The organism is Herbiconiux dendrobii (assembly GCF_052048175.1).
GTDB lineage: Bacteria > Actinomycetota > Actinomycetes > Actinomycetales > Microbacteriaceae > Herbiconiux.
Genome location: NZ_JBLZQV010000003.1, coordinates 113,005 through 135,002, shown reverse-complemented (window position 1 = coordinate 135,002; position 21,998 = coordinate 113,005). Strand labels below are relative to the sequence as shown.

At 70.0% G+C, this 21,998-nt stretch carries 24 protein-coding genes, 2 tRNA genes and 1 riboswitch; of the genes, 13 read left to right on the top strand and 13 right to left on the bottom strand.

The window, feature by feature from the left end; all coding sequences use genetic code 11:
* Positions 1–2,202 carry a glycogen debranching protein GlgX gene (glgX, locus tag ACN4JJ_RS09605; RefSeq protein WP_440709688.1) on the bottom strand — a complete coding sequence of 734 codons (2,202 nt, stop codon included), beginning with the start codon at positions 2,200–2,202 and terminating at the stop codon, positions 1–3.
* Between the two features lie 100 nt (positions 2,203–2,302).
* Here glgX and ACN4JJ_RS09600 point away from each other — a divergent pair, with 100 nt between their 5' ends.
* Positions 2,303–2,680, top strand: coding sequence for a hypothetical protein (locus ACN4JJ_RS09600; protein ID WP_440709687.1), 378 nt, complete (start codon positions 2,303–2,305; stop codon positions 2,678–2,680).
* 77 nt (positions 2,681–2,757) lie between these two features.
* Here ACN4JJ_RS09600 and ACN4JJ_RS09595 read toward each other — a convergent pair whose 3' ends face one another.
* Positions 2,758–3,612, bottom strand: a complete 855-nt coding sequence (locus ACN4JJ_RS09595; protein ID WP_440709686.1) for a putative endonuclease domain-containing protein — start codon at positions 3,610–3,612, stop codon at positions 2,758–2,760.
* Between the two features lie 407 nt (positions 3,613–4,019).
* A riboswitch (TPP riboswitch) is annotated at positions 4,020–4,120 on the top strand.
* An 89-nt stretch (positions 4,121–4,209) separates the two neighbouring features.
* Here ACN4JJ_RS09595 and ACN4JJ_RS09590 point away from each other — a divergent pair.
* Genes ACN4JJ_RS09590 through ACN4JJ_RS09575 form a run of 4 tightly spaced genes read left to right on the top strand, consistent with a single transcriptional unit; the run spans position 4,210 to position 8,289 of the window.
* The gene (locus ACN4JJ_RS09590; RefSeq protein ID WP_440709685.1) at positions 4,210–4,866 is read left to right on the top strand and encodes an ECF transporter S component; all 657 of its coding nucleotides are present in this window, start codon (positions 4,210–4,212) and stop codon (positions 4,864–4,866) included.
* A 13-nt stretch (positions 4,867–4,879) separates the two neighbouring features.
* Complete coding sequence (locus tag ACN4JJ_RS09585; RefSeq protein WP_440709684.1) at positions 4,880–6,970, top strand: ABC transporter ATP-binding protein; 2,091 nt, start codon at positions 4,880–4,882, stop codon at positions 6,968–6,970.
* Positions 6,967–7,749 (top strand): energy-coupling factor transporter transmembrane component T family protein, encoded by a 783-nt coding sequence (locus tag ACN4JJ_RS09580; RefSeq protein ID WP_440709683.1) that lies wholly within the window; start codon positions 6,967–6,969, stop codon positions 7,747–7,749. Before ACN4JJ_RS09585 ends, ACN4JJ_RS09580 begins: the two co-directional genes overlap by 4 nt.
* Positions 7,750–7,767: 18 nt before the next feature.
* Complete coding sequence (locus tag ACN4JJ_RS09575) at positions 7,768–8,289, top strand: nucleoside/nucleotide kinase family protein (protein ID WP_440709682.1); 522 nt, start codon at positions 7,768–7,770, stop codon at positions 8,287–8,289.
* 9 nt (positions 8,290–8,298) lie between these two features.
* Here ACN4JJ_RS09575 and ACN4JJ_RS09570 read toward each other — a convergent pair whose 3' ends face one another.
* From ACN4JJ_RS09570 to orn, 4 genes are all read right to left on the bottom strand, one after another.
* Positions 8,299–9,585: a D-alanyl-D-alanine carboxypeptidase family protein gene (locus ACN4JJ_RS09570; RefSeq protein WP_440709681.1), complete on the bottom strand. Its 1,287-nt coding sequence runs from the start codon at positions 9,583–9,585 to the stop codon at positions 8,299–8,301.
* Positions 9,586–9,654: 69 nt separating this feature from the next.
* Positions 9,655–10,005 (bottom strand): metallopeptidase family protein, encoded by a 351-nt coding sequence (locus ACN4JJ_RS09565; protein WP_440709680.1) that lies wholly within the window; start codon positions 10,003–10,005, stop codon positions 9,655–9,657.
* Positions 10,006–10,136: 131 nt separating this feature from the next.
* Positions 10,137–10,212: transfer RNA gene (locus ACN4JJ_RS09560), tRNA-His, on the bottom strand.
* A gap of 49 nt (positions 10,213–10,261) precedes the next feature.
* On the bottom strand, positions 10,262–10,882 hold the full coding sequence (gene orn, locus ACN4JJ_RS09555; protein ID WP_440709679.1) for an oligoribonuclease: 621 nt from the start codon (positions 10,880–10,882) through the stop codon (positions 10,262–10,264).
* Between the two features lie 85 nt (positions 10,883–10,967).
* On the opposite strand from orn, the gene ACN4JJ_RS09550 reads away from it, so the two are divergent.
* Positions 10,968–11,186, top strand: a complete 219-nt coding sequence (locus ACN4JJ_RS09550; protein WP_440709678.1) for an SCO4848 family membrane protein — start codon at positions 10,968–10,970, stop codon at positions 11,184–11,186.
* Between the two features lie 31 nt (positions 11,187–11,217).
* On the opposite strand, the gene ACN4JJ_RS09545 is transcribed toward ACN4JJ_RS09550, so the two are convergent.
* From ACN4JJ_RS09545 to ACN4JJ_RS09535, 3 genes are all read right to left on the bottom strand, one after another.
* Positions 11,218–11,290: transfer RNA gene (locus ACN4JJ_RS09545), tRNA-Arg, on the bottom strand.
* Positions 11,291–11,321: 31 nt separating this feature from the next.
* Positions 11,322–12,272, bottom strand: a complete 951-nt coding sequence (locus ACN4JJ_RS09540; RefSeq protein ID WP_440709677.1) for a hypothetical protein — start codon at positions 12,270–12,272, stop codon at positions 11,322–11,324.
* A gap of 63 nt (positions 12,273–12,335) precedes the next feature.
* Complete coding sequence (locus tag ACN4JJ_RS09535; RefSeq protein WP_440709676.1) at positions 12,336–12,554, bottom strand: hypothetical protein; 219 nt, start codon at positions 12,552–12,554, stop codon at positions 12,336–12,338.
* Between the two features lie 51 nt (positions 12,555–12,605).
* On the opposite strand from ACN4JJ_RS09535, the gene msrA reads away from it, so the two are divergent.
* From msrA to ACN4JJ_RS09505, 6 genes are all read left to right on the top strand, one after another.
* The gene (gene msrA / locus ACN4JJ_RS09530) at positions 12,606–13,130 is read left to right on the top strand and encodes a peptide-methionine (S)-S-oxide reductase MsrA (protein ID WP_440709675.1); all 525 of its coding nucleotides are present in this window, start codon (positions 12,606–12,608) and stop codon (positions 13,128–13,130) included.
* 137 nt (positions 13,131–13,267) lie between these two features.
* Entirely contained in the window at positions 13,268–13,801 is a 534-nt protein-coding gene (locus ACN4JJ_RS09525; protein ID WP_440709674.1) for a single-stranded DNA-binding protein, read from the top strand.
* 108 nt (positions 13,802–13,909) lie between these two features.
* Complete coding sequence (locus tag ACN4JJ_RS09520; protein ID WP_440709673.1) at positions 13,910–14,422, top strand: DUF6993 domain-containing protein; 513 nt, start codon at positions 13,910–13,912, stop codon at positions 14,420–14,422.
* A gap of 1 nt (position 14,423) precedes the next feature.
* Entirely contained in the window at positions 14,424–16,106 is a 1,683-nt protein-coding gene (ettA, locus tag ACN4JJ_RS09515; RefSeq protein ID WP_440709672.1) for an energy-dependent translational throttle protein EttA, read from the top strand.
* A gap of 11 nt (positions 16,107–16,117) precedes the next feature.
* Positions 16,118–16,606: an acyl-CoA thioesterase gene (locus tag ACN4JJ_RS09510; RefSeq protein WP_291049114.1), complete on the top strand. Its 489-nt coding sequence runs from the start codon at positions 16,118–16,120 to the stop codon at positions 16,604–16,606.
* Between the two features lie 61 nt (positions 16,607–16,667).
* Entirely contained in the window at positions 16,668–17,030 is a 363-nt protein-coding gene (locus ACN4JJ_RS09505; RefSeq protein WP_440709671.1) for a nuclear transport factor 2 family protein, read from the top strand.
* Positions 17,031–17,055: 25 nt separating this feature from the next.
* On the opposite strand, the gene ACN4JJ_RS09500 is transcribed toward ACN4JJ_RS09505, so the two are convergent.
* On the bottom strand, positions 17,056–17,925 hold the full coding sequence (locus tag ACN4JJ_RS09500; RefSeq protein WP_440709670.1) for an acyl-CoA thioesterase: 870 nt from the start codon (positions 17,923–17,925) through the stop codon (positions 17,056–17,058).
* 78 nt (positions 17,926–18,003) lie between these two features.
* On the opposite strand from ACN4JJ_RS09500, the gene ACN4JJ_RS09495 reads away from it, so the two are divergent.
* On the top strand, positions 18,004–18,684 hold the full coding sequence (locus ACN4JJ_RS09495; protein ID WP_440709669.1) for a DUF8185 domain-containing protein: 681 nt from the start codon (positions 18,004–18,006) through the stop codon (positions 18,682–18,684).
* Between the two features lie 13 nt (positions 18,685–18,697).
* Here ACN4JJ_RS09495 and ACN4JJ_RS09490 read toward each other — a convergent pair whose 3' ends face one another.
* From ACN4JJ_RS09490 to ACN4JJ_RS09480, 3 genes are all read right to left on the bottom strand, one after another.
* The gene (locus ACN4JJ_RS09490) at positions 18,698–20,419 is read right to left on the bottom strand and encodes an FAD-binding dehydrogenase (protein ID WP_440709668.1); all 1,722 of its coding nucleotides are present in this window, start codon (positions 20,417–20,419) and stop codon (positions 18,698–18,700) included.
* 89 nt (positions 20,420–20,508) lie between these two features.
* Positions 20,509–20,955: a globin gene (locus tag ACN4JJ_RS09485; RefSeq protein WP_440709667.1), complete on the bottom strand. Its 447-nt coding sequence runs from the start codon at positions 20,953–20,955 to the stop codon at positions 20,509–20,511.
* A gap of 3 nt (positions 20,956–20,958) precedes the next feature.
* A complete protein-coding gene (locus tag ACN4JJ_RS09480) occupies positions 20,959–21,957 on the bottom strand; it encodes a mechanosensitive ion channel family protein (protein WP_440709666.1) in 999 nt (332 codons plus the stop codon).
* Positions 21,958–21,998 lie beyond the last annotated feature (41 nt).

Sequence of the window (21,998 nt, the reverse complement as noted above, 5' to 3'; positions counted from 1 at the left end):
CTAGCCGGCTGAGGGAATGGACGGCGTGATCTGACCAGCCGCGTCGGCCGCCGCGGTGAGCGAAGCCGCCACCGAGTGGTCGGGTTCGACCTCGAGCTCGCGGTGGACGCGCAGCACCACCATCGAGCGTGCCCCGACTGTGAGCTGCCCGCCAGCCTCCAACACCTGGGAATCCGCCGCTTCTCCGGCGGTGTCGATCACCACGTCCCAGCTCGGCGCGTATTCGGCCGAGGGGAGGGTGAACTCCTGGTCTTCGTCGTGGGCGTTGAAGTAGAGCAGGAAGTTCACGTCGCTGAGCGGATTGCCCCGCGGATCGCGCGCCCGGATGCCCTGGCCGTTGAGGAACACGCCGACCGATCGCGAGAGCGACGAGTCCCATTCCTCGGGCTGCATCTCGGTGGCGTCTTCGTTCAGCCAGGCGATGTCGGGCAGAGGCTCGCCCTTGCCGCGCTTGATCGGGCGGCCGTCGAAGAAGCGGCTGCGCCGGAACGTCGGATGCTCCTTCCGCAGCCGGGTGACCGCGGCCGTGAACTCGATCAGCGGCTGGTCTTCGCTGTCCCAGTTCACCCAAGTGAGCGGCGAGTCCTGGGCGTAGGTGTTGTTGTTGCCCTGCTGCGTGCGGCCGAGCTCGTCGCCGTGCAGCAGCATCGGGACGCCCTGCGAGAGCAGCATCGTGGCGATGAAGTTGCGCTGCTGGCGCGCACGGAGGGTGAGCACCTTCGGGTCGTCGGTCGGGCCTTCGACGCCGCAGTTCCAGGAGCGGTTGTGCGATTCGCCGTCGTTGTTGTCTTCGCCGTTGGCGTCGTTGTGCTTCTCGTTGTAGCTCACGAGGTCGCGCAAGGTGAAGCCGTCGTGCGCGGTGACGAAGTTGATGCTCGCCACCGGGCGGCGGCCGGAGTGCTCGTAGAGGTCGGCGCTGCCGGTGAAGCGGCTCGCGAACTCGCCGAGGGTGGAGGGCTCGCCACGCCAGAAGTCGCGCACGGTGTCGCGGTACTTGCCGTTCCACTCCGTCCACTGCGGCGGGAAGTTGCCCACCTGGTAGCCGCCGGGGCCCACGTCCCACGGCTCGGCGATGAGCTTCACCTGCGACACCACCGGGTCTTGCTGCACGAGCTCGAAGAAGGTCGACAGCCGGTCGACGTCGTAGAACTCGCGCGCCAGGGCGCTGGCCAGGTCGAAGCGGAACCCGTCGACGTGCATCTCGGTCACCCAGTAGCGCAGTGAGTCCATGATGAGCTGCAGGGAGTGCGGATGCCGCACGTTCAGCGTGTTGCCGGTGCCGGTGTAGTCCATGTAATACCGCTGATCGTCTTCCATCAGGCGGTAGTAGGCGGCGTTGTCGATGCCGCGGAAGCTCAGCGTGGGGCCGAGGTGGTTGCCCTCGGCGGTGTGGTTGTACACCACGTCGAGGATGACCTCGATGCCGGCCGCGTGCAGCGACTTCACCATGCCTTTGAACTCCTGCACCTGCTGCCCGCGGTCGCCCGTGGAGGAGTAGGTGTTCTGCGGGGCGAAGAAGCCGATCGTGTTGTAACCCCAGTAATTGCTGAGGCCCTTGTCGAGCAGCGTGCTGTCGTTCACGAACTGGTGCACCGGCATCAGCTCGATGGCGGTGATGCCGAGCTTCAGCAGGTGCTCGATGACGGCCGGATGCGCGACGCCCGCGTAGGTGCCGCGCTGCTCCTTCGGCACCTCGGGGTGCAGCGCCGTGAGGCCTTTCACGTGCGCCTCGTAGATCACGCTCTGGCTGTAAGGGATGCGCAGCTTGCGGTCGCCCGCCCAGTCGAAGAAGGGGTTGATGACCACGCCGTAGGTCATGTGCTTGGCCGAGTCCTGGTCGTTCTCGGAGTCGGGGTCGCCGAAATTGTACGAGAACAGCGACTGGTCCCAGTCGATCGCGCCGCTGGTCGCCTTGGCGTACGGGTCGAGCAGAAGCTTGTTCGGGTTCGCCCGGTTGCCGCTCTTCGGGTCGTAGTCGCCGTGCACGCGGTATCCGTAGCGCTGGCCCGGCTGCACCTGGGGGAGGTAGGCGTGCCAGACGAAGGCGTCCACCTCGGTCAGTTCCACCCGGGTCTCGGCGCCCTTGTCGCCGAACAAGCAGAGTTCCACCCGGTGTGCCGCCTCACTGAAGAGGGCGAAGTTGGTTCCGCTCCCGTCGTAGGTGGCGCCGAGCGGGTAGGCCGATCCTGGCCATGACTGCATGTGATCTCCTGTCGATTCGGAGTTCACGCTACCGGGTTCCGGCTGGGTGACCACCGCCGCACCTCTACCCCGGCGGGGATGATCGCGATAGCGTATGGCCATGGCGAACCTCGTGGACACCCTGACCGACGCGACCAAATCCATCGGAGTCGGCGCGGCGTACGGCGCCCCGGTCGAGCTCGACGGGGTGAGCATCGTACCCGTCGCCCTGGTGTGGGCGGGTTTCGGTGGCGGCAACGGCACCACCAACGGCAACGCCAATCTGCCCACCGATGTCTCGCGCCCGCTGATGGGCGGCGACGCCGGTGCCGAGGGCTTCGGCGGTGGCGGCCTGAGCGTTCCGATCGGCGCGTACGTGAAGACCGGCGGCACCGCTACATTCCAGCCCAACATCATCTCCCTCCTCGCCGTCTCCATCCCGGTCATCGTCACCGCCGGCTGGTCCCTTTCCCGCGTCATCCGCGCCCTCAAGAAGTAGCCCGCCCCTCGTCACCCTTCAGCCCTCGCGACTTGCCGCAACTTGTGGCAAGTGGGCGTGTTTCCGGGCGACTTCTGTCAAGTCGCGGCCCGTTCGGGCCAGCCGAGCGTGTGCATTCGGTCGCGGATGCGGGTGAGGGCGGGTAGGCCCGAGCCGCTGAGGGAGAGCTTGCCGACCCGCAGCACGTGCTCGCCTTCATCGCGGAGGGCATCCAGCCGGATGACGTCACGCGCGTACTGCTTGTCGTTCGTGCGGTGCTGCTCGCCGTCGTACTCGATGACGAGACGCAGACCGGGGTAGTACAGGTCCACCCACGCGATCCGCTCGCCCGCCTGATCGTGGATCGGTACGTCCGTCAGGGGCTCGGGCAACCCGTCGTCCACCATGAGCAGGCGCAATCGCGTCTCTTGCGGAGAGTCGACACCCGTACGGATGCGGTCGAGCGCGAGTGCCGCGTTCCGCCGCCCTCGACCGCCGTAGCGGGCCGTCCGCCGTGCCAGTTCTTCGATGGTCGCGAAGGGTCGGGCGTCGCCCGGGACAGGGTAATGCGGCGTGCGCACGAGGTAATCGCCTGCGGCCACGAGGTCGTAGTGATTCAGACCGGTCGCGAGATGCAGCCAGGTGGACACGGGATCCGCCACCGCGAGGCCATGGCGCGAGCGGATGCCGACGCGGTGGTCTTCGAACTGATGCCCGACCACCCCCTGCACCCGTGGTGCTCGCGACGGTGCGTGCGTCGCCACGTGAAGGGTCTCGGCGGGATGCCAGGGCGGAAGCGGGACGCCCCAGATGCGCGCGGCGGTCGTATGGCTGAAGAAGTGGCCCGGGCGTTGCAGCACCGCGTAGGCCCGGCACCGCGACTCGAGACCGATCGGTACCCGGGCTTCCACCCTCACTCCGCGGTGCGGCCGACGAAGATCGCGGTCGCGCATCCGACGTTCGCTGAGACCAGCACGTCGGCCCTCGTCCAGGCTGAACGGCTCACCTCGGAGAGGGGCCGGTATCTGAGTTCGCATGCGGCAAGCATGGGCTCATCCGAGCGCCCACGACCGTTCTCCACAGCAATTCGTCTCCCCAGCGTTCTATCCCCAGGCGCGCGCGGAGTGAGGGCGCCGACGACTTGGCAGAAGTCGCCGCTTTCGCGTCCGACTTGCCACAAGTTGTGGCAAGTCGCGCCCCTTTCGGGCGACTTGGGCCAAGTGGCGGGGAGGGGAGAGCGAGGGGCGCGGGGACGGGAGGCGAGAGCGCGGGGCGCGGGGACGGGACGGGAGAGCGCGGGGCGCGGGGACGGGAGGGGAACGGGAGGTGGCGGAGCACGGGCCGGGGTAGGATGGCGGCACACGGGAGTCCGGTGAGCCGGGCTGAGAGGAAGGTTCTCAACCTTCGACCGTCGAACCTGATCTGGATCATGCCAGCGCAGGGAGGCATCTCTCGCCGCAGGTGGCGGATCCGTGAGCCGGAGCACCGGTTCGCGGATCGACCACGGCGGCAAACCCGTGCCCCTTCCACCGACTGAAAGGGCACGAACAGTGCACGCTGCAAACACCACCACCGGCACGGCCGGTACCACCCGCCCCACCCCGACCGCGCCGGGTCGCCGCCGCGGGAACTACCGCTGGCGGGTCGTCGACATCGTCGTCGCCAGCGTCATCGGAGTCGCCTCCGGACTCATCTTCTGGGTGTGGGGCCTCACCTACACCCCGCTCAGCACCGGCCTCGAAGCCCTGCTGCCGGGCGCACAAGGCCTCACCGGCGGCGTCTGGCTGTTCGCCGGCGTGCTCGGCGGGCTGATCGTGCGGAAGCCCGGTGCCGCCCTCTTCACCGAGCTCGTCGCCGCGATCGTCTCGGCGCTCGTGGGCACCCAGTGGGGCGTCCTCACGCTCGTCTCCGGTCTCGTGCAGGGGCTCGGCGCCGAGATCGTCTTCGCGATCTTCCTCTACGCCAACTACCGCGTGTACGTGGCCGTGCTGGCCGGTGCGGGAGCGGGCCTCGCCATGGGCATCAACGATTCCATCCTCTGGTACGCGGGCAACGGTGCCGACTTCAAGACGATCTACATCGTCTGCGGCACCATCGGTGGAGCCGTCATCGCCGGCCTGCTCTCCTGGATCGTCGTGCGCGCCCTGGCCCGCACCGGCGCGCTGAACCGCTTCGCCGCCGGCCGCGAGGTCACGGCGAGGGTCTAGTCCGGCCGCACGCATGCCCCCGTTCCCCGACGCTCCCGACCCGTCCGCGGCAGAAGCCGCAGCCGCGCCCGCCGGCGCATCCCTGCGCGCCTCCGGCTGGGGCTGGCGGCACGCGGGACGCGCGGCCTGGGCCCTGCGCGGACTCGACCTGGCGATCGACCCGGGCGAGCGCGTGCTGCTGCTCGGCGCATCCGGAGCTGGCAAGTCCACCCTGCTGCAGGGCTTCGCCGGCGTGCTCGGCGGCGCCGACGAGGGCGAGGAGGAGGGCGAGCTGGCCGTCGACGGGATGCCGCCCGCGAGCATCCGGGGCCGGGCCGGTCTCGTGCTGCAGGATCCGGATTCGCAGATCGTGCTCGCGCGCGTGGGCGACGACGTGGCGTTCGGCTGCGAGAACCTCGGCGTGCCCCGCGAGGAGATCTGGCCGCGCGTCGACGCCGCCCTCGAGGCCGTGGGACTCCGCTCCGCGGCATCGGGACCGGCATCCGGATCCGGATCCGGATCGGGAGCGGCATCGGGATCCGAATCGGGACCGGCTCGAGCACACGGGATCGAGCGCGCCCATCCGACCTCCGAGCTCTCGGGCGGCCAGAAGCAGCGGGTGGCGCTCGCCGGAGTCGTGGCCATGCGCCCCGGCATCCTGCTGCTCGACGAGCCGACGGCGAACCTCGACCCCGCGGGCGTCGAGGAGGTGCGGGATGCCGTGGCCGGCGTGCTGAGCGCGTCGGGCGCCACCTTCGTGGTGGTCGAGCACCGCGTCGACGTGTGGCTCGGGGTGGTCGACCGGGTGGTCGTGCTGGCGCCGGGCGGGGGAGTGCTCGCCGACGGGGCTCCGGATGCGGTGCTCGGCGCGCGCGGGGCCGAGCTGGCCGCCGACGGCGTGTGGGTGCCCGGCCAGGATCCGCTTGACGGCCGGCCGGTGCGCGCCCCTGAACAGGACGCGCTTGAGGGCCGGCGGGTGCGCGCGCTTGAACAGGACGCGCTTGAGGGCCGGCGGGTGCGCGCGCTTGAACAGGATGCGCTTGAGGGCCGGCTGGTGCGCGCGCCTGCGCACGATCCACTCGCCGGCCGGCCGGTGCGGGCGCCCGCACACGACCCGCTGCTGGGCATCTCGGCGCGCACACACGAGCGGCCTACCCACCGACGATCCACGCGCCCGGGCGAGCATGCCGACGTGCCCGTCGAACCGGCACGCGCACCCGAGCTGCTGCTCAGCGCCCACGACCTCGCCGTCGCGCGCGTGCCCGGCCGCCCGGTCGCGACCGGCATCGAGCTCGAGATCAGGTCGGGCACCGCCACCGCGCTCACCGGACCGAACGGCGCCGGCAAGACCACGCTCGCCCTCACTCTCGCCGGCCTCCTGCCGCCGGAGAACGGCGAGGTGCGCGCGAGCGACGCCCTGAGAGGCGAGCACGGGCATCCGGATTCCCCGACTCACGACGCACGAACCCCGGATGCACGAACACCGGACGCACGAACCCCGGATGCACGAACACCGGATGCACGAACCCCGGATACGCGAAACACGGACGCCTGGACTCCGGATGCGCGGCCCTCGAGGTGGGCGCGCCTCCGGAAGCGCGCCCGCCCGCCCGGCCCCGACCCCCTCACCTGGACCTCACGTCAGCTCCTCACCCGCATCGGCGTCGTGTTCCAAGACCCCGAGCACCAGTTCGTCACGGGCACGGTGCGCGGCGAGCTGGAGGTCTCGCTCAAGGCTCTGAAACTGGGGCAGGACGAGATCGCGGAGCGCGTGAGCGAGGTGTCGGATCGCCTCCGGCTCGGTGCGCTGCTCGCCGCGAACCCGTACACGCTCTCCGGTGGCGAGAAGCGCCGCCTCTCGGTGGCCTCGGCCCTCGTCGCCCGGCCGCGCATCCTGATCCTCGACGAGCCCACCTTCGGTCAGGACTCCCGCACCTGGGCCGAGCTCGTGCGCCTTCTCGCCGAGCAGATGCAGCGCGGCACCGCCGTTCTCGCGGTCACCCACGACCGCGCGTTCATCGACGCCCTCGCCGACCACGAGCTGGTGATCGGCGGCGACACCACCCGCGCCCCGGCGGCCCCGGCGGCCCCGGCGGCCCCGGTAGCTCCGGTGGCTCCCGCATGAGCGTGCTCACACCCGTCCGCGGCACGGGACGGATCGGCCGCATCAACCCCGTGGCGAAGCTCGCGGCCTCCCTCGTGCTCAGCGCCTTCCTGCTCGTCACCATCGACTGGGTGTCGGCGGCCGTCGCCCTCGCCCTGGAGAGCATCCTGTTCGCCTGGGCGGGGCTCAGCGCCCGCGCCTTCTTCCGGCGCACGATCGCCATCTGGATCGCCGCTCCGCTGGCCGGCGTCACGACCCTGCTCTACGGCGTCACCGACGGGCAGATCTACTTCCAGTTCTGGCTCATCCACATCAGCGACGGCTCGATCGCGCTCGCCATCGCCACCGTGCTGCGCATCCTGGCCATCGGGCTGCCCGCGGTCGTGCTGTTCGCCACGATCGACCCCACCGATCTCGCCGACGGCCTGGCGCAGGTGTGGCACCTGCCGAGCCGCTTCGTGCTGGGCGCCCTGGCCGGCATGCGCCTGATCGGCCTCTTCATCCAGGACTGGCGGCATCTCGAACTGGCGCGGCGTGCCCGCGGCCTGGGCGACACCGGCCGCATCCGCCGTTTCGCCGGTCAGGCCTTCGCGCTACTCGTGCTGTCGCTGCGCCGAGGCAGCAAGCTCGCCACCGCCATGGAGGCCCGGGGTTTCGGCGGCGACATCGTGCGCACCTGGGCACGGCCCAGCACGTTCGGGGCGGCGGAGTGGCTGCTCGTGGTGATCGGCGCGGTCATCGGCGCGTCGGCGCTCGCGGTGGCGACCGTCACGGGCACACTGAACTTCGTGATCGGCTGAGGGGCGACGAGGCGCGGTATGACGGTGATCCTGATCGACGGACCGAGTGGCTCGGGCAAGACCGAGCTGGCGCTCCGGATGCGAGCGGGCTGGGCGGGCGAGGACCGTCCGACACTGGTGCACCTGGACGACATCTACCCGGGCTGGGACGGCCTGGAGTCGGCCAGCGTGCAGATCACCGAGCAGCTGCTGCTGCCGTTCCGGGAGCAGCGGATGGGCCGGGACCGGATCGGCGGCGAGCACCGCCCGCCGCGCTGGCAGCGCTACGACTGGCTGGCCGAGCGCGCCGTCGAGTGGCACGAGATCGATCCCGCCCTGCCGCTGATGGTCGAGGGCTGCGGTGCGCTCAGCCGGCGCAACGCCCGGCTGGCCGACATCCGCATCTGGGTCGAGGCCGACGACGCCGTGCGGAAGGAACGCGCCCTGGCCCGTGACGGCGAGCCGTACGCCCATGAGTGGGACCGCTGGGAGGCGCAGTGGCAGGCGTTCACCCGGCGCGAGAGCCCCAGGGCTCTGGCGACGCTCGTGGTGCCGACCTGAGCGGGTGTCTCAGTCGTCCGTGCGCGAGTCGATGAACGCCGTGATCACGGGCACCGGATTCCCGAGCCGCCAGAGCGGCCCGGGGTCGCCGATCCGCTGGTCGAGTTCGAGCAGCACGGTCACGTCGCCGTCGGGGGTCGTGACCGTGACGGACCCGACCTGCTGCCCCTTGTTGCCGGTGGTCAGCGGGGTCGCGTCGACCGCGTACTCCAATGGTGCGGTGACCCACAGCATCCGGCTCTCGGTCTTCGACGCCACTCCGTGCGCGGTCGCACCCCACGGGGTGGTGTAGGTCACGAAGGTCTGCCCCTCGGTCACCACGGGGGTCTGCTGCAGGGTCGAGGCCGCCGACGCGGCGAGGGCGCTCAGGTCGGCGTCGATGGTGTCCCAGTCGGGCTCGCGCAGGAACGCGCCGTAGAGGGTGACCCCCGCCCCGTCCGCCGCCCCGGCGGCGGGCACGTCGAGGGCGAACAGGAAGCAGATGCCGGCCTGGTCGGTGTAGCTGCGCGAGAGGCCGCGGTAGCCCTCGTCGGCGGCGTAGCCGGAGAGGTTGTCGACGCTGCGGTTGCCGGTGACGCGGGCGTTCTCGGCGGTCATGATCTCGGCGATCGCCGGCACCGAGAACGCGATGGCGCTGATCCGGGCCATGTCGGTGGCCGTGCTCACATCGTCTTCGTCGAGACCGGTGGTGTCGACGACGGTGGTGTCGGTGGCGCCGTGGTCGGCGAGCCAGCTGGCGGCGGCCGTGAGGTAGGCGTCGACCGATCCGAAGGCCCAACGGGCGAGGGCGTCGGCGTGGTTGTTGCTCGAGCCGAGCAGCAGGGCCTGCAGCATCTCGCGCTGGGTCCAGCTCTCACCCGCGGCGACCGCGACGGTGCGTGCGCTCTCCGCGGTGTACTTCTGGTACCCGGCGAAGTCCTCGGCGGAGACGGTGATCGCGGGGCCGGCGTCCCCGGCGGTGAGCGGCTTGGCGTCGAGCACCACCAAGGCGGTGATCACCTTCGCGGATCCGCCGATCGGGACCGCCTCGGTGAGACCGCCGGTGGCGAACGGGGCGCTCGCCACGTCGGCCACGATCGCGCTCGCACCGGTCTCCGGCACCACGGGAGCGGCGGAGACGGGTGCCTCACCGGTGCTGCCGGCGACGGATGCCGTGGCCGCGGGGAGCGGGCCCACCAGCGTCGCGGGGCCGTACAGCCCGAGAGCCAGGATGACGACCACGCCGAGCAGGACGACGACGGCCCGGAGCGCCTTGCGCCCGGCCGTACCCGTCTGCGTGCCCGTGCTGCCTGCCATACGTCCAGGCTAGGGGGCGCTGCGGGGAGTTCCCGGAGTGACGCGACCCCCTCGGCGTGTCGAGTGCGCTCAGCCCCAGCCGAGCTCGTGCAGCTTCTCGTCGTCGATGCCGTAGAAGTGGGCGATCTCGTGCACGAGGGTGATGTGGATCTGATCGCGCAGCTCGTCCAGGTCGTCGCAGACGGCCAGCAGCGGCTCGCGGAACAGGAAGATGCGGTCGGGCATCTCGCCGAAGCCGTACTGCCCGCGCTCGGTGAGTGCCACGCCGTCGTAGAGGCCGAGCAGGTCGAGCGATCCGTCTTCCGGCCGGTCTTCGATCACGAACACGACGTTGTCGAGACCCTCCAGCATGTCGTCGGGCAGCTCGTCGAGTTCGTCGGCGACGAGCTCCTCGAAGGCCTCGGCGTCGAGCTCGATCATGATGCTCCGTTCCGGAAGTACGCGGAGGGCCCGGATCACCGGGCTCCCTGCGGAAGAAACACAGAAGGCAGAAGAAACACAGAAGGCAGAAGAAACACAGAAGGCCCGGCGAACCGGGCCCTCTGCTTCAGTGGGGTGAATAACGGGACTCGAACCCGCGACATCCGGCACCACAAGCCAGCGCTCTACCAACTGAGCTATATCCACCATGTTCACCCGGCAAATCGTGTTTGCAGGGCAACGAAGAAAGATTCTATTACAAGTTCGAGCCGAATTCGCGCACCACGTCGGCCGAGATGATTTTCAGGTCGGCCGAGGTCGGCCCGGGCTCGGCGATGAACACCGCTTTGCGGTAGTACTCGAGCTCGCGGATCGACTCCAGGATGTCGGCCAGTGCCCGGTGCCCGCCCGCCTTCTCGGGGGCGTTGAAGTACACCCGGGGGAACCAGCGGCGGGACAGCTCCTTGATGGAGGAGACGTCGATGCTGCGGTAGTGCAGGTGACCGTCGACCCGCGGCATGAACTTGGCCAGGAAGGCGCGATCGGTGCCGATGGTGTTGCCGGCCAGGGGCGCCTGCTGCGCGGTGGGCACGTGCTTCAGGATGTACTCGAGCACCTGGTACTCGGCGTCGGCGAGGCTCACCCCGTTCGGGATCTCCTCGGAGAGGCCGCTGGACTCGTGCATCTTGGTGACGAAGTCGTTCATGTTGGCCAGCGCCGAGTCGTCGGGCTTGATGACGATGCTGAAACCGGGATCGACGAGCTTCAGGTCGAAATCGGTCACCACGACCGCGACCTCGACGAGTTCGTCGATGGCGAGGTCGAGTCCGGTCATCTCGCAGTCGATCCATACCAGGCGGTCGGAGGAAGAACTCATGCGTCGAGTCTAGGGCCGTGGGCCGACAGCCGCCCGGCGGCGGCGCGCACCCGGGTGCCGCATCCGCTCTCGTAGACTGTCGGCCGTGATCACGACCCTCGCCATCCTGCTCATCGTCAACGCCGTCTGGAACGCCATCGTGTGGCCGCAGTTCTACAAGCGCGTCAGCCGCGACGAGCGGGCCCGGGATGCCGCGGGCAAGCCCACCAGGTTCCTCATCGTGCACGCCGTGCTGATCGGCATCTCGCTGCTGATCGCCCTCGGCTCGCTGATCGCGGCGATCGTGGCGCTCGTCTCGGCCTGATCCGGTGTCGATGGGGTCTCGACGAACGGGGTGCCCCTGGCTGGATTCGAACCAGCGACAAACGGATTAGAAGGCCGGTGCTCTATCCACTGAGCTACAGGGGCGACGCACAAAGCGTACTACTCCGGCGACCGCCTAGTCGGTGGAGGTGCTGCGCGGGGGGAAGGCGTTGACGGGCGGCGGAACCTCGCCGGCGGCGCGGGCCTCGCCCGGGTCGGTGGTGAGTTCGAGCTCGCCGAGCGGTGAGGACGGCGTGGCGGTGCTGCCGGCCGGTGCCACCCCGCGGGTACCGGTGCCGGATGCGACCTGCTGCACCGTCGGGCGCGGCTCGTGCGTGGGCGGCAGGGGAGCCGACGGGGCGATCGGGGTGGAGTAGGCCTGCGTGGCGACCGGTACCGGGGCGGGTGCGGCCGGTGCGGCCGGCGCCGACGAGGACGCCGAGTTCGAGCCCGATGAGTTCGTGCCGGACGAGTTCGAGCCGGACGACTTCGTGCCGGACGAGCTCGTGCCGACCGGGTCGGCGTACTGGGCATGGTGCTGCTGGGCGACCCAGGCATCCTGCTGGGCGAGCAGCTCCCGCTCGGTGGAGGCGTCTTCGGCGGCCCAGCGCTCCAGGTCGCTCTGGAAGACGCGCTTGGCGCGGCCCGGCTTCTGCTGCCACTCGATCAGGCGGTCGCGGAACTCGAACACCGCGGGCTCGACCTGGTAGCCGAAGGTGGCGGAGTTGCGCTTCATCTCGGCGAGCGCGTGCGCCGCCCAGTTGGCGGCCACGTCGGCGCCCTTGATCGGCAACAGGCGCACCTGGATGTCGGCCTGGCCCGTGGCGCGGTCGGCGAGGATCTGCTCCTGCGGGGTGAGCGAGTTCCACACCGAGGCCTGTTCGGCCGCGTCGATCAGCGAGGCGATGGCCGAGATCTTGAGCTCGCGGTCGTGCTTGGCGAGCAGGCTCTTGACCGCGGAGCGCGCGATCCAGGCGGCCAGTAGACCGGCCACGATGATCGCCAGGGCGGGCAGCACGATGCTCGCGACGACGTACTCTCCGCTCGAGGACTCGAGCCACCGGACGAAACCATTCCACCATTCCATGTGCCGCACACTACCCCGCGGTTCTTCCCGCACCCCGCCGAAGCGCCGGTGTCGGCCGAACTGTCATCGCAGGGCCTCCACCGCATCCGCGCTCTGCCAGAACTCGCCGAACTCGACCAGCCGCGTGGCCCCGAGCAGCCGGCGTGCCCGGAAGCGGGGTACGCCGTCGCTCTCGAACTCCTCCACGTAGCCCAGCACGACGCCGGAGGGCGCGATCACCCGCCAGTACCCCTGACGGATGCGGTGCAGCTCGGGCCCGAGAGTGCGTGTGATGGTGGTCATGTCTCGACGGTAGGCGGCACCACCGACATCGGGCCCGGCTAGAATCCGGGCATGGAAACTTTCGTTGTCGCAGGAGGCTGCTTCTGGTGCCTCGACGCCGTCTACCGCACCCTCGAGGGCGTGCACGACGTGGTGTCGGGCTACACCGGGGGAACCGTCGAGAACCCCAGCTACGAAGAGGTCTGCACGGGCACGACCGGCCAGGCCGAAGCCGTGGCGGTCACCTTCGACCCGGCCGTCATCCCGGCCGACATCATCCTCGACGTCTTCTTCACCCTGCACGACCCGCGTCAGCTGAACCGCCAGGGCAACGACATCGGCACCCAGTACCGCTCGGCGATGTTCTACGACGGTGAGGAGCAGAAGGCGCTGTTCGAGGCCGCTCTGGTGCGGGCCGGCGAGCTCTGGGACGGCGGCGTGGTCACCACGCTGGAGCCGCTGGGCGCGTTCTACCGCGCCGAGGAGTACCACCAGGACTTCTTCGCCAAGAACCCGGGCCAGGGTTACTGCATGGCGGTCGCCGTGCCGAAGGTCATCAAGGTGCGCAAGGCGTACGCGAGCTACATCAAGGGCTGAGCCGGCTCGCAGACGAGTTCTGCACAGGCGGCCACGGCCGGGATTCTCTCCACAGATGAGAGAACCCGGCCGTCGTGCGTTCCGCCCCCGGCGAGACTCGGTTCGTCAGCACCGATTCGACCTCGAAGGAGCCCACCATGCCCGACCTCTTGACCCTCACCGGCGTCGTCGCCACCCCGCCCCGGCACATCACCACGAACTCCGGGCTCGAGATCACGAGCTTCCGGCTCGCCTCCAGCCAGCGCCGATTCGATCGCGACCAGAAGCGCTGGGTCGACGCCGACACCAACTGGTACACCGTCAACACCTTCCGGCAGCTCGCGCTCAACACCGCGGCCTCCATCGAGCGGGGGCAGCACGTGGTGGTCACCGGCCGGCTGCGCATCCGTTCGTGGGAGACGGGCGAGAAGTCCGGCACCACGATCGACCTCGAGGCGGATGCCGTGGGGCACGACCTCAGCTGGGGCACCTCGGTCTACACGAAGTCGGTCACGATCCCGGCGCCGGATGCTCCGGCCGGCTCGGGCTGGGCGGCATCGGCTCCGGAACCGGGCGGCACGTTCGGCGAGCATCCGGAGGGAACGGAGGGAGGCGGGTCAACCGGCCTCACCGGGCCACTCGAACCCGCGATGTCCCCGGCGGAGTCCGAGGAGGCGCTGCTGCCCTTCTGAGCGACGGGGTGCACTCCCAGGCGCATCCGGCTCCGAGCGAATAAGCTCGACAGGGCCCTGCGAGGGGCCGGCTCCACGCGCACCGCGATCGAGAGGACCAACGCAGCGATGCACACCACGCACCACGAGACGGTTCCGGCACAGCGATCGAGGTGGCGGACCGCGGGTGCGGTGCTCCTGCCGCTCGCCCTGGCCGCGGCGCTCGCGGCGTGCACACCGCAGGCCGATCCGGCTCCGGCCAGCACAGCGGCGACCACTCCGGCCGCCGCTGCCTCCAGCGCCCCGAGCACGGCGGCCACGCTGCTGCCCGCGGGCACGGCGGCCGACAACAAGCCGTTCTTCGATCAGGTGAACCAGGCGCTGATCGCCTCGAACCCGCAGGCCGGGGGAGTGGAGTTCACGAGCAATCTGCGCACCAACGGCTTCGACATCGCGGCCATGCAGGTCACTCCCGACATCACCACGGTCGGCGTCGCGGCCGACTCCATCCAGTTCTCGGTGCGCTGGGGCGACCAGTGCCTGATCGGCCAGTACGGGCACGGTGCCTACACGAGCCTGGTCGCCCCTCCCATCGCCACCGGAGCGTGCCTGATCGGACAGACCCGCGCCATAGACTGGTGACATGGCCGAATACATTTACTCGATGGTGCGCGCCCGCAAAGCGGTGGGCGACAAGCTGATCCTCGACGACGTCACCATGGCGTTCATCCCCGGGGCGAAGATCGGGGTCGTCGGGCCGAACGGCGCCGGAAAGTCCACCATCCTCAAGATCATGGCGGGGCTCGACACCCCCTCGAACGGTGAGGCGAAGCTCACGCCCGGCTTCAGCGTCGGCATCCTCATGCAGGAGCCGGAGCTCGACGAGTCGAAGACCGTGCTCGAGAACGTGCAGGAGGGCGTCGGCCCCATCAAGGGCAAGCTCGACCGCTTCAACGAGATCAGCGCTCTGATGGCCGAACCCGACGCCGACTTCGATGCGCTGCTGGAAGAGATGGGCACGCTGCAGGAGGCCATCGACGCCGCCGACGCCTGGGATCTCGACTCTCAGCTCGAGCAGGCGATGGACGCCCTGCGCACCCCGCCCGGAGACTACGAGGTCGCCAACCTCTCGGGTGGTGAGAAGCGCCGGGTCGCCCTCTGCAAGCTGCTGCTGCAGAAGCCCGACCTGCTGCTGCTCGATGAGCCCACCAACCACCTCGACGCCGAGAGCGTGCTCTGGCTCGAGCAGCACCTGGCGCAGTACCACGGCGCCGTGCTCGCCGTCACGCACGACCGGTACTTCCTCGACCACGTGGCCGAGTGGATCGCCGAGGTCGACCGCGGCCGCCTCTACCCCTACGAGGGCAACTACTCGACCTACCTCGAGAAGAAGCGCGAACGCCTCGCGGTGCAGGGCAAGAAAGACGCCAAGCTCTCCAAGCGCCTCTCGGAGGAGCTCGACTGGGTGCGCAGCAACACCAAGGGCCGCCAGGCCAAGTCGAAGGCCCGCCTCGCGCGCTACGAGGAGATGGTCGCCGAGGCCGAGCGCACCAAGAAGCTCGACTTCGAGGAGATCCAGATTCCTGTGGGCCCGCGACTCGGCTCGCAGGTGATCGACGCCAAGAACCTCCGCAAGGGCTTCGGCGAGCGCGTGCTCATCGACAACCTGTCGTTCACGCTGCCCCGCAACGGCATCGTCGGGGTCATCGGCCCGAACGGCGTCGGCAAGTCGACCCTGTTCAAGACGATCGTGGGCCTCGAGCCCCTCGACGCCGGCGATCTCAAGATCGGCGAGACGGTCGACATCTCCTACGTCGACCAGTCGCGCGGCGGCATCGATCCGAACAAGACGCTGTTCGAGGTGGTCTCCGACGGCCTGGACTACATCCAGGTCGGCAAGACCGAGATCCCGGCCCGCGCCTACGTCGGCACCTTCGGCTTCAAGGGCCCCGACCAGCAGAAGAAGGCCGGGGTGCTCTCCGGTGGTGAGCGCAACCGCCTGAACCTGGCGCTCACGCTCAAGCAGGGCGGCAACCTGCTGTTGCTCGACGAGCCCACCAACGACCTCGACGTGGAGACCCTCAGCAGCCTGGAGAACGCGCTGCTGGAGTACCCCGGTTGCGCCGTGGTCATCACGCACGACCGGTGGTTCCTCGACCGCATCGCCACGCACATCCTGGCGTACGAGGGCACCGAGGACGACCCGGCCAACTGGTACTGGTTCGAGGGCAACTTCGAGGCCTACGAGGAGAACAAGATCGAGCGCCTCGGCCCCGACGCGGCGAAGCCGCACCGCTCGGCCTACCGCAAGCTCACGCGCGACTAGGCGCATCTGCGATGCGCCTGCACGTGCCGATCCAGCTGCGCTGGTCGGACCTCGACGCCTACGGGCACGTCAACAACGCCTCGATGCTGAAGATCCTCGAGGAGGCGCGCATCTTCGCGTTCTGGGTCGACGGCGACGTCGCCGACCCCGCCCTGGCGGAGTGGACGACCGCGGTGATCGACGCGAGCCCCACCACCGATACGCACAGCGTGATCTCGCGCCAGGAGATCGAGTACGTGCGCTCGATGCCCTACATCCGGCAGCCGATCGACGTCGAACTGTGGATCGGGCACCTGGGCGGCGCGAGCCTCGACGTCTACTACGAGGTCAAGAGCCCGCTCGCCGGTGACCAGCAGCCGCAGGTCACCTACGTGAAGGCGTCCACCACGCTGGTGCTGGTGGATGCCGCCACGGAGCGACCCCGTCGCATCCTGCCGCACGAGCGCGCCGCCTGGGAGCCCTACCTCGACGAGCCGCTCACCTTCCGCCGCCGCAGCTGACACGGCCCGCGCGGCGCGCGTGCGCCCGGCGAGTGCCGGCCGGACGCGCTACCGTCGACCTGTGTGGGAAGAAAGCGGGCATGAGTTCGAGGGTGTGATGCAGGCGGAGCTGGCGCTTCTCTCCTCGCCGGTGCGGAGTGATGAGGGCGAGGTCACCGGGCTACTCGCCGGCGATTTCGCAGAGATCGGCCGGTCCGGGCGTCGTTGGAACCGCTCCGAGTTGGTCGAAGCTCTTCGGCACGAGCCGGCCAGGGCCACCCCCGCGACATCCGAATGGCTGTTCAACCGGGTGGCCGACGACCTCGTGCTCGTGACCTATCGCGTGCGAGGCGCGGATCACGACAGCAGGCACAGTTCGCTCTGGCAGATACCGGGGCCGGTGCTTCGCTTTCACCAGGGCACGATCATCGTCCCCGACCGGTGAGGCCCGAGAGCACGGCCTGATTTGGTCAGGAGCGCTTGGCGCGCACCATGCCCTCCTGGGCCACGCTCGCGATCAGGCGGCCCTGCCGGTCGAAGATGCTGCCGAGGGCGAAGCCGCGCCCGCCGCCCGCGCTCGGCGAGTTCTGCGTGTAGAGCAGCCACTCGTCGGCGCGCGCGAAACGGTGCCACCACATCGCGTGGTCCAGGCTCGCCATCTTGAGTTCGGGACTGGCCCAGGGCAGGCCGTGTCGGCGCATGACCGACTCCAGGATCGTGTAGTCGCTGGCGTAGGCGAGCGCGGCGCGGTGCAGGTTCGGGTCGTCCGGCAGCCGGCCGAGCGCGCGCAGCCAGACCGCCTGCTGCGCGACCTTCTCGCCGGCCACGTGGGTGTAGATCGGCGAGCTGACGTAACGCATGTCGAAGGCGCGCTCCCGGGCCCAGGTGCGGGCCATCGGATGGTCGATCGCCGAGAGCACGTCGGCGGCGCTCGGCAGGTCGTCGGGCTCGGGCAGCCCGGTGGGCATCTCGACCTGGTGGTCGAAGCCCTCGTCCTCGGTCTGGAACGAGAAGATGACCGAGAGGATCGGCACCCCGTTCTGGTAGGCCTGCGTGCGCCGGGTGGAGAACGAGCGGCCGTCGTGCAGGCGGTCGACCGCGAAGGTGATCCCCGCCGAGGCGTCTCCCGGGCGCAGGAAGTAGCCGTGCAGCGAGTGCACGGTCCGATCGGCGTCGACCGTGCGGACAGCGGCCACCAGGGACTGCGCGAGCACCTGACCGCCGAAGACCCGGCCGTTGGGCATCCACTGCGACGGACCGGTGAAGATGTCTTCATCGGTGCGCGCGCCGGTGTCGACCAGATCGAGCGTGGTGAGGAATCCGGAGAGCGGATCGGACATGGAACCTCCGGTGACGTAGGACACGACGGCTCGGACGCACCGCGAGCCGTTCACTGTGAAGTAGTTTAGACAGCACAGATGGTCCAGTCCTTTTCCCTCATCGATGCTGCGTCGCTCGGCGACCTCAAGGTGTACCTGGGGCGCGCGGCTCGGGTGGACAACGGATCCGTCCGCCTGATCGGCGGACTCGGTGTGCTCGCCGCCTACACGGCGGCCCTCACGCCCAAGGGACTTCTGGATTCCACCCCCACCGTGCTCGGGCTGCGCACCTTCGCGCTCGCGAGCTCGGACTCCTTCGACACGGTCGTGCCCATCCGGGCCCTGCTCGACCGCCTCGCGCAGCTCTCGGTGCTGTCCAACTCGGCCGAAGGGCCGATCGAGGTGCCGCTGCCGCCGGCCGAGACCGGTGTGGCCTGGGCCGGCATCAGCCCGCCCCGGGGCGGCTGGAAGGCCCTCGGGCACTGCTCGGTGGCGCTGCTGGAGACCACGGCCCGCACCGGCATCGCCGAGGTGGCCGCCGCCGTTCCCGCCGACACCGGCGAGCAGCTCGTGCACCGGGTGCGCTCCGAGGTGTGGGGCCGCGACCTGCCCGAGCACGCCTTCGGGGGCGACGATCCCGATCAGGGCATCCCCGCCGGCGCGGCCTTCTGCGCGGCGAGCCTCGGCTTCCTCAAGTCCGACGACGAGGCCTCCGTGTACCGCTCCGGCCCGTGGTTCCGCCTCACCACCCGCCGCGGCCACGTGCTCGCCCGCCGCTAGCGACGGAGCCTCGTCAGGCGCGGGCGGCGGCTCGGCCGGCCGCGCGGCCGGAGAACAGGCAGCCGCCGAGGAAGGTACCTTCCAGGGCGCGGTAGCCGTGCACTCCGCCTCCGCCGAAGCCGCTGGCCTCGCCCGCGGCGTAGAGCCCGGCGACGGGTGATCCGTCAGGACCGAGGGCGCGGCCGTCGAGGTCGGTCTGGATGCCGCCCAGGCTCTTGCGGGTGAGCACGTGCAGCTTGACCGCGATCAGCGGCCCCGCCGAGGGATCGAGCAGCCGGTGCGGCTTCGCCACCCGGATCAGCCGGTCGCCCAGGTAGTTGCGGGCCCCGCGCACCGCGGTGATCTGCGCGTCCTTCGTGAAGCGGTTCGCGATCTCGCGGTCGCGCGCGTACACCTCGCGCGTCACCTGGGCGGCGTCCAGCGGACCGCTCCGCTCGTCTTGCAGCCCCGCCATCCCGTGCACGAGCTCGGGCAGGCTGTCGGCCACCACGAAGTCGACGCCCTTCGCCTTGAACGCCTCCACGGGGCCGGGGGCACCGGGCCGGATCCGCTGGGCCAGCAGGCGCAGGTCCTTGCCGGTGAGATCGGGGTTCTGCTCGCTGCCGGAGAGCGCGAACTCCTTCTCGATGATCGCCTGCGTCAGCACGAACCAGCTGTAGTCGTACCCGGTCGAGAGGATGTGCTCGAGGGTGCCCAGTGTGTCGAAACCAGGGAACAGCGGCACCGGCAGGCGCTTGCCCGTGGCGTCCAGCCAGAGCGACGAGGGCCCGGGCAGGATCCGGATGCCGTGCCGCGACCACACCGGATCGAAGTTCGTGATGCCCTCGGTGTAGTGCCACATCCGGTCGGTGTTCACCAGGCGGGCACCGGCCTGCTCGCTGATGCCGAGCATCCGGCCGTCGACGTGCTCGGGCACGCCCGAGAGCATCGTGGCGGGCGCGGGGCCGAGCCGCGCGGGCCAGAGCGAGCGCACGAGTTCGTGGTTGCCACCGATGCCGCCGGAGGCCACGATCACGGCGCCCGCCTCGATCGAGAACTCGCCGACGACCTCGCGCGAGCTCGGCGCGCCCCGGCCGGCGCGGCTGGGGGCGAGGATGCTGCCGCGCGCGCCGGTGACACGGGTCGCGGCCTCGGGGGCCGCCGATCCGGAGTCCGACGCCGGCCCCGAGGAACCGGCGGTCAACGCCGTCAGCAGCTCGTCCACGCGGTGCCGGTGCAGGATGCGAGCCCGCCCGGCCTCGACGCCCGCCCGGAAGCGCTCCACGAAGGGGGCGACCACGCCCGGACCGGTGCCCCAGGTGATGTGGAACCGCGGAACGGAGTTGCCGTGCCCCAGGGCGGTGTACCCGCCGCGCTCGGCCCAGCCCACCACGGGGAAGAACGAGACCCCGCGCTCGCGCAGCCAGGCCCGCTTCTCGCCGGCGGCGAACTGCAGGTAGGCCTCGGCCCACTTGCGGCCCCAGTCGTCTTCGGGGCGGTCGAAGCCGGCGGTGCCGAACCAGTCCTGCCGGGCCAGCTCGAGCGAGTCGCGCACGCGCATCCGGCGCTGTTCGGGGCTGTCGATCAGGAAGATGCCGCCGAACGACCACCAGGCCTGCCCGCCGAGGGAGGCCGCGGGCTCCTGCTCGAGGATGGTGACCGTGCGGCCGGCGGCGAGCACCTCGCAGGCGGCGACGAGGCCCGCGAGGCCACCGCCGATCACGACGACGTCGGCGGGGTCGGCACTCTCGGGCATCCGGAACTCCTTCGTCACGGGGCGGTACAGCGGTCACGGCGGACGCAGCAGGTACGGCGGCCGCAACCGGCGGGGCTGCGCGAGGAGTGCTACTCCTCGAAGGTATTCACCATGGCATGCGCGGCCCGTTCGAGATAGCTCCACAGCGTTTCTCTGTCGAGGGGCGACAACCCGAGCGAATCCACGGCCACTCCCATGTGTGCGAGCCAGCGGTCGCGGGCATCCGGATTCACCTTGAAGGGGTTGTGCCGCATCCGGAGCCGGGGGTGCCCGCGCTGCTCGCTGTAGGTGCCCGGGCCGCCCCAGTACTGCTCGAGGAAGCCCGTCAGGCGGGCGATGGCGCCGTCCCAGTCGTCGGCCGGGTACATCGGCTTCAGCACCGGATCGGTGCCCACGCCCTCGTAGAACTTCTGCACCAGCGCCACGAAGGTGTCGTGTCCGCCGATCTGCTCGTAGAACGAGCGGCCGCCGAGGCCCGTGGTGAGGTCGCTCGTGCCGGTAGGGCCGTCACCCGAGGGGCGGGGCGTGATCTGCATGGTCTACTCGTTCGTCGGGGCGGTCGTGGCGGAGGGCTTGCGGGGGGATTTCCGGGGCGGCGCCGGATCGGCGTCCTGCGTCGCGATGGGCTTGGTGCGCGGGGGCCGTGCACCCTTCACGCTGGTGGCACCTTCGAAGCCCGAGAGCACCACCGTGTTCAGCGAGGGCAGCGTCACGTCGATCTCGTCGAGGGTGCGCTTGAGGCGCATCCGCAGATCGCGGGCCACGTCGTCTTTGGCCGAGGTGCGGGTCTTCACCACGAGTCGGATGACCAGGGCCTCGGCCGAGATCGACTCCAGACCCCAGATCTCGGGTCGCTCGATGATGCGCGAGCGCCACTTGGGCTCCGCGGCCATCGCCACGGCGGCGTCGAGCACGCGCTCCTGCACCACGTCGATGTCGGAGTCGTAGGGGATCGCCAGGTCGATGATCACGCGCGCCCAGCCCTGCGACATGTTGCCCACGCGCAGGATCTCGCCGTTGCGCACGAACCAGAGCGTGCCGTTCACGTCGCGCACCTGGGTGATGCGGATGCCGACGGCCTCCACCACACCGGTCGCGGGCCCGAGGTCGACGACGTCCCCGACGCCCAGCTGGTCTTCGAACACCATGAACAGGCCGTTCAGCACGTCTTTCACGATGTTCTGGGCGCCGAAACCGAGGCCGGCGCCGAGAGCGGCCGTGAGCAGGGCGAGCGAGCCGATGATCGTGGGGTCGATCGTGTTCACCAGCAGGACGATCGTGATGATGACCACGGTCACGTTGATGACGTTCTTCAGCACCGAACCGATGGTGCGGGTGCGCTGCACGATCCGCACCGCCGCGAGCGGGGAGGCGACCAGCGCCTGGGTGTCGGTGACGTTCTGCTTCTTCTTGACGCCCGAGACCACCTGGTCGACCAGGCGCCTGACCGCGTACAGCAGGATGCCGCGGATCACGAACGCGGCGATGATGATGATCAGGATGCTGAGGGGCACCCGGTAGTCCGTCATGAAGCTCATGACGTTGGTCCAAATCATGTTCCAGTCCATATGCCTCCACA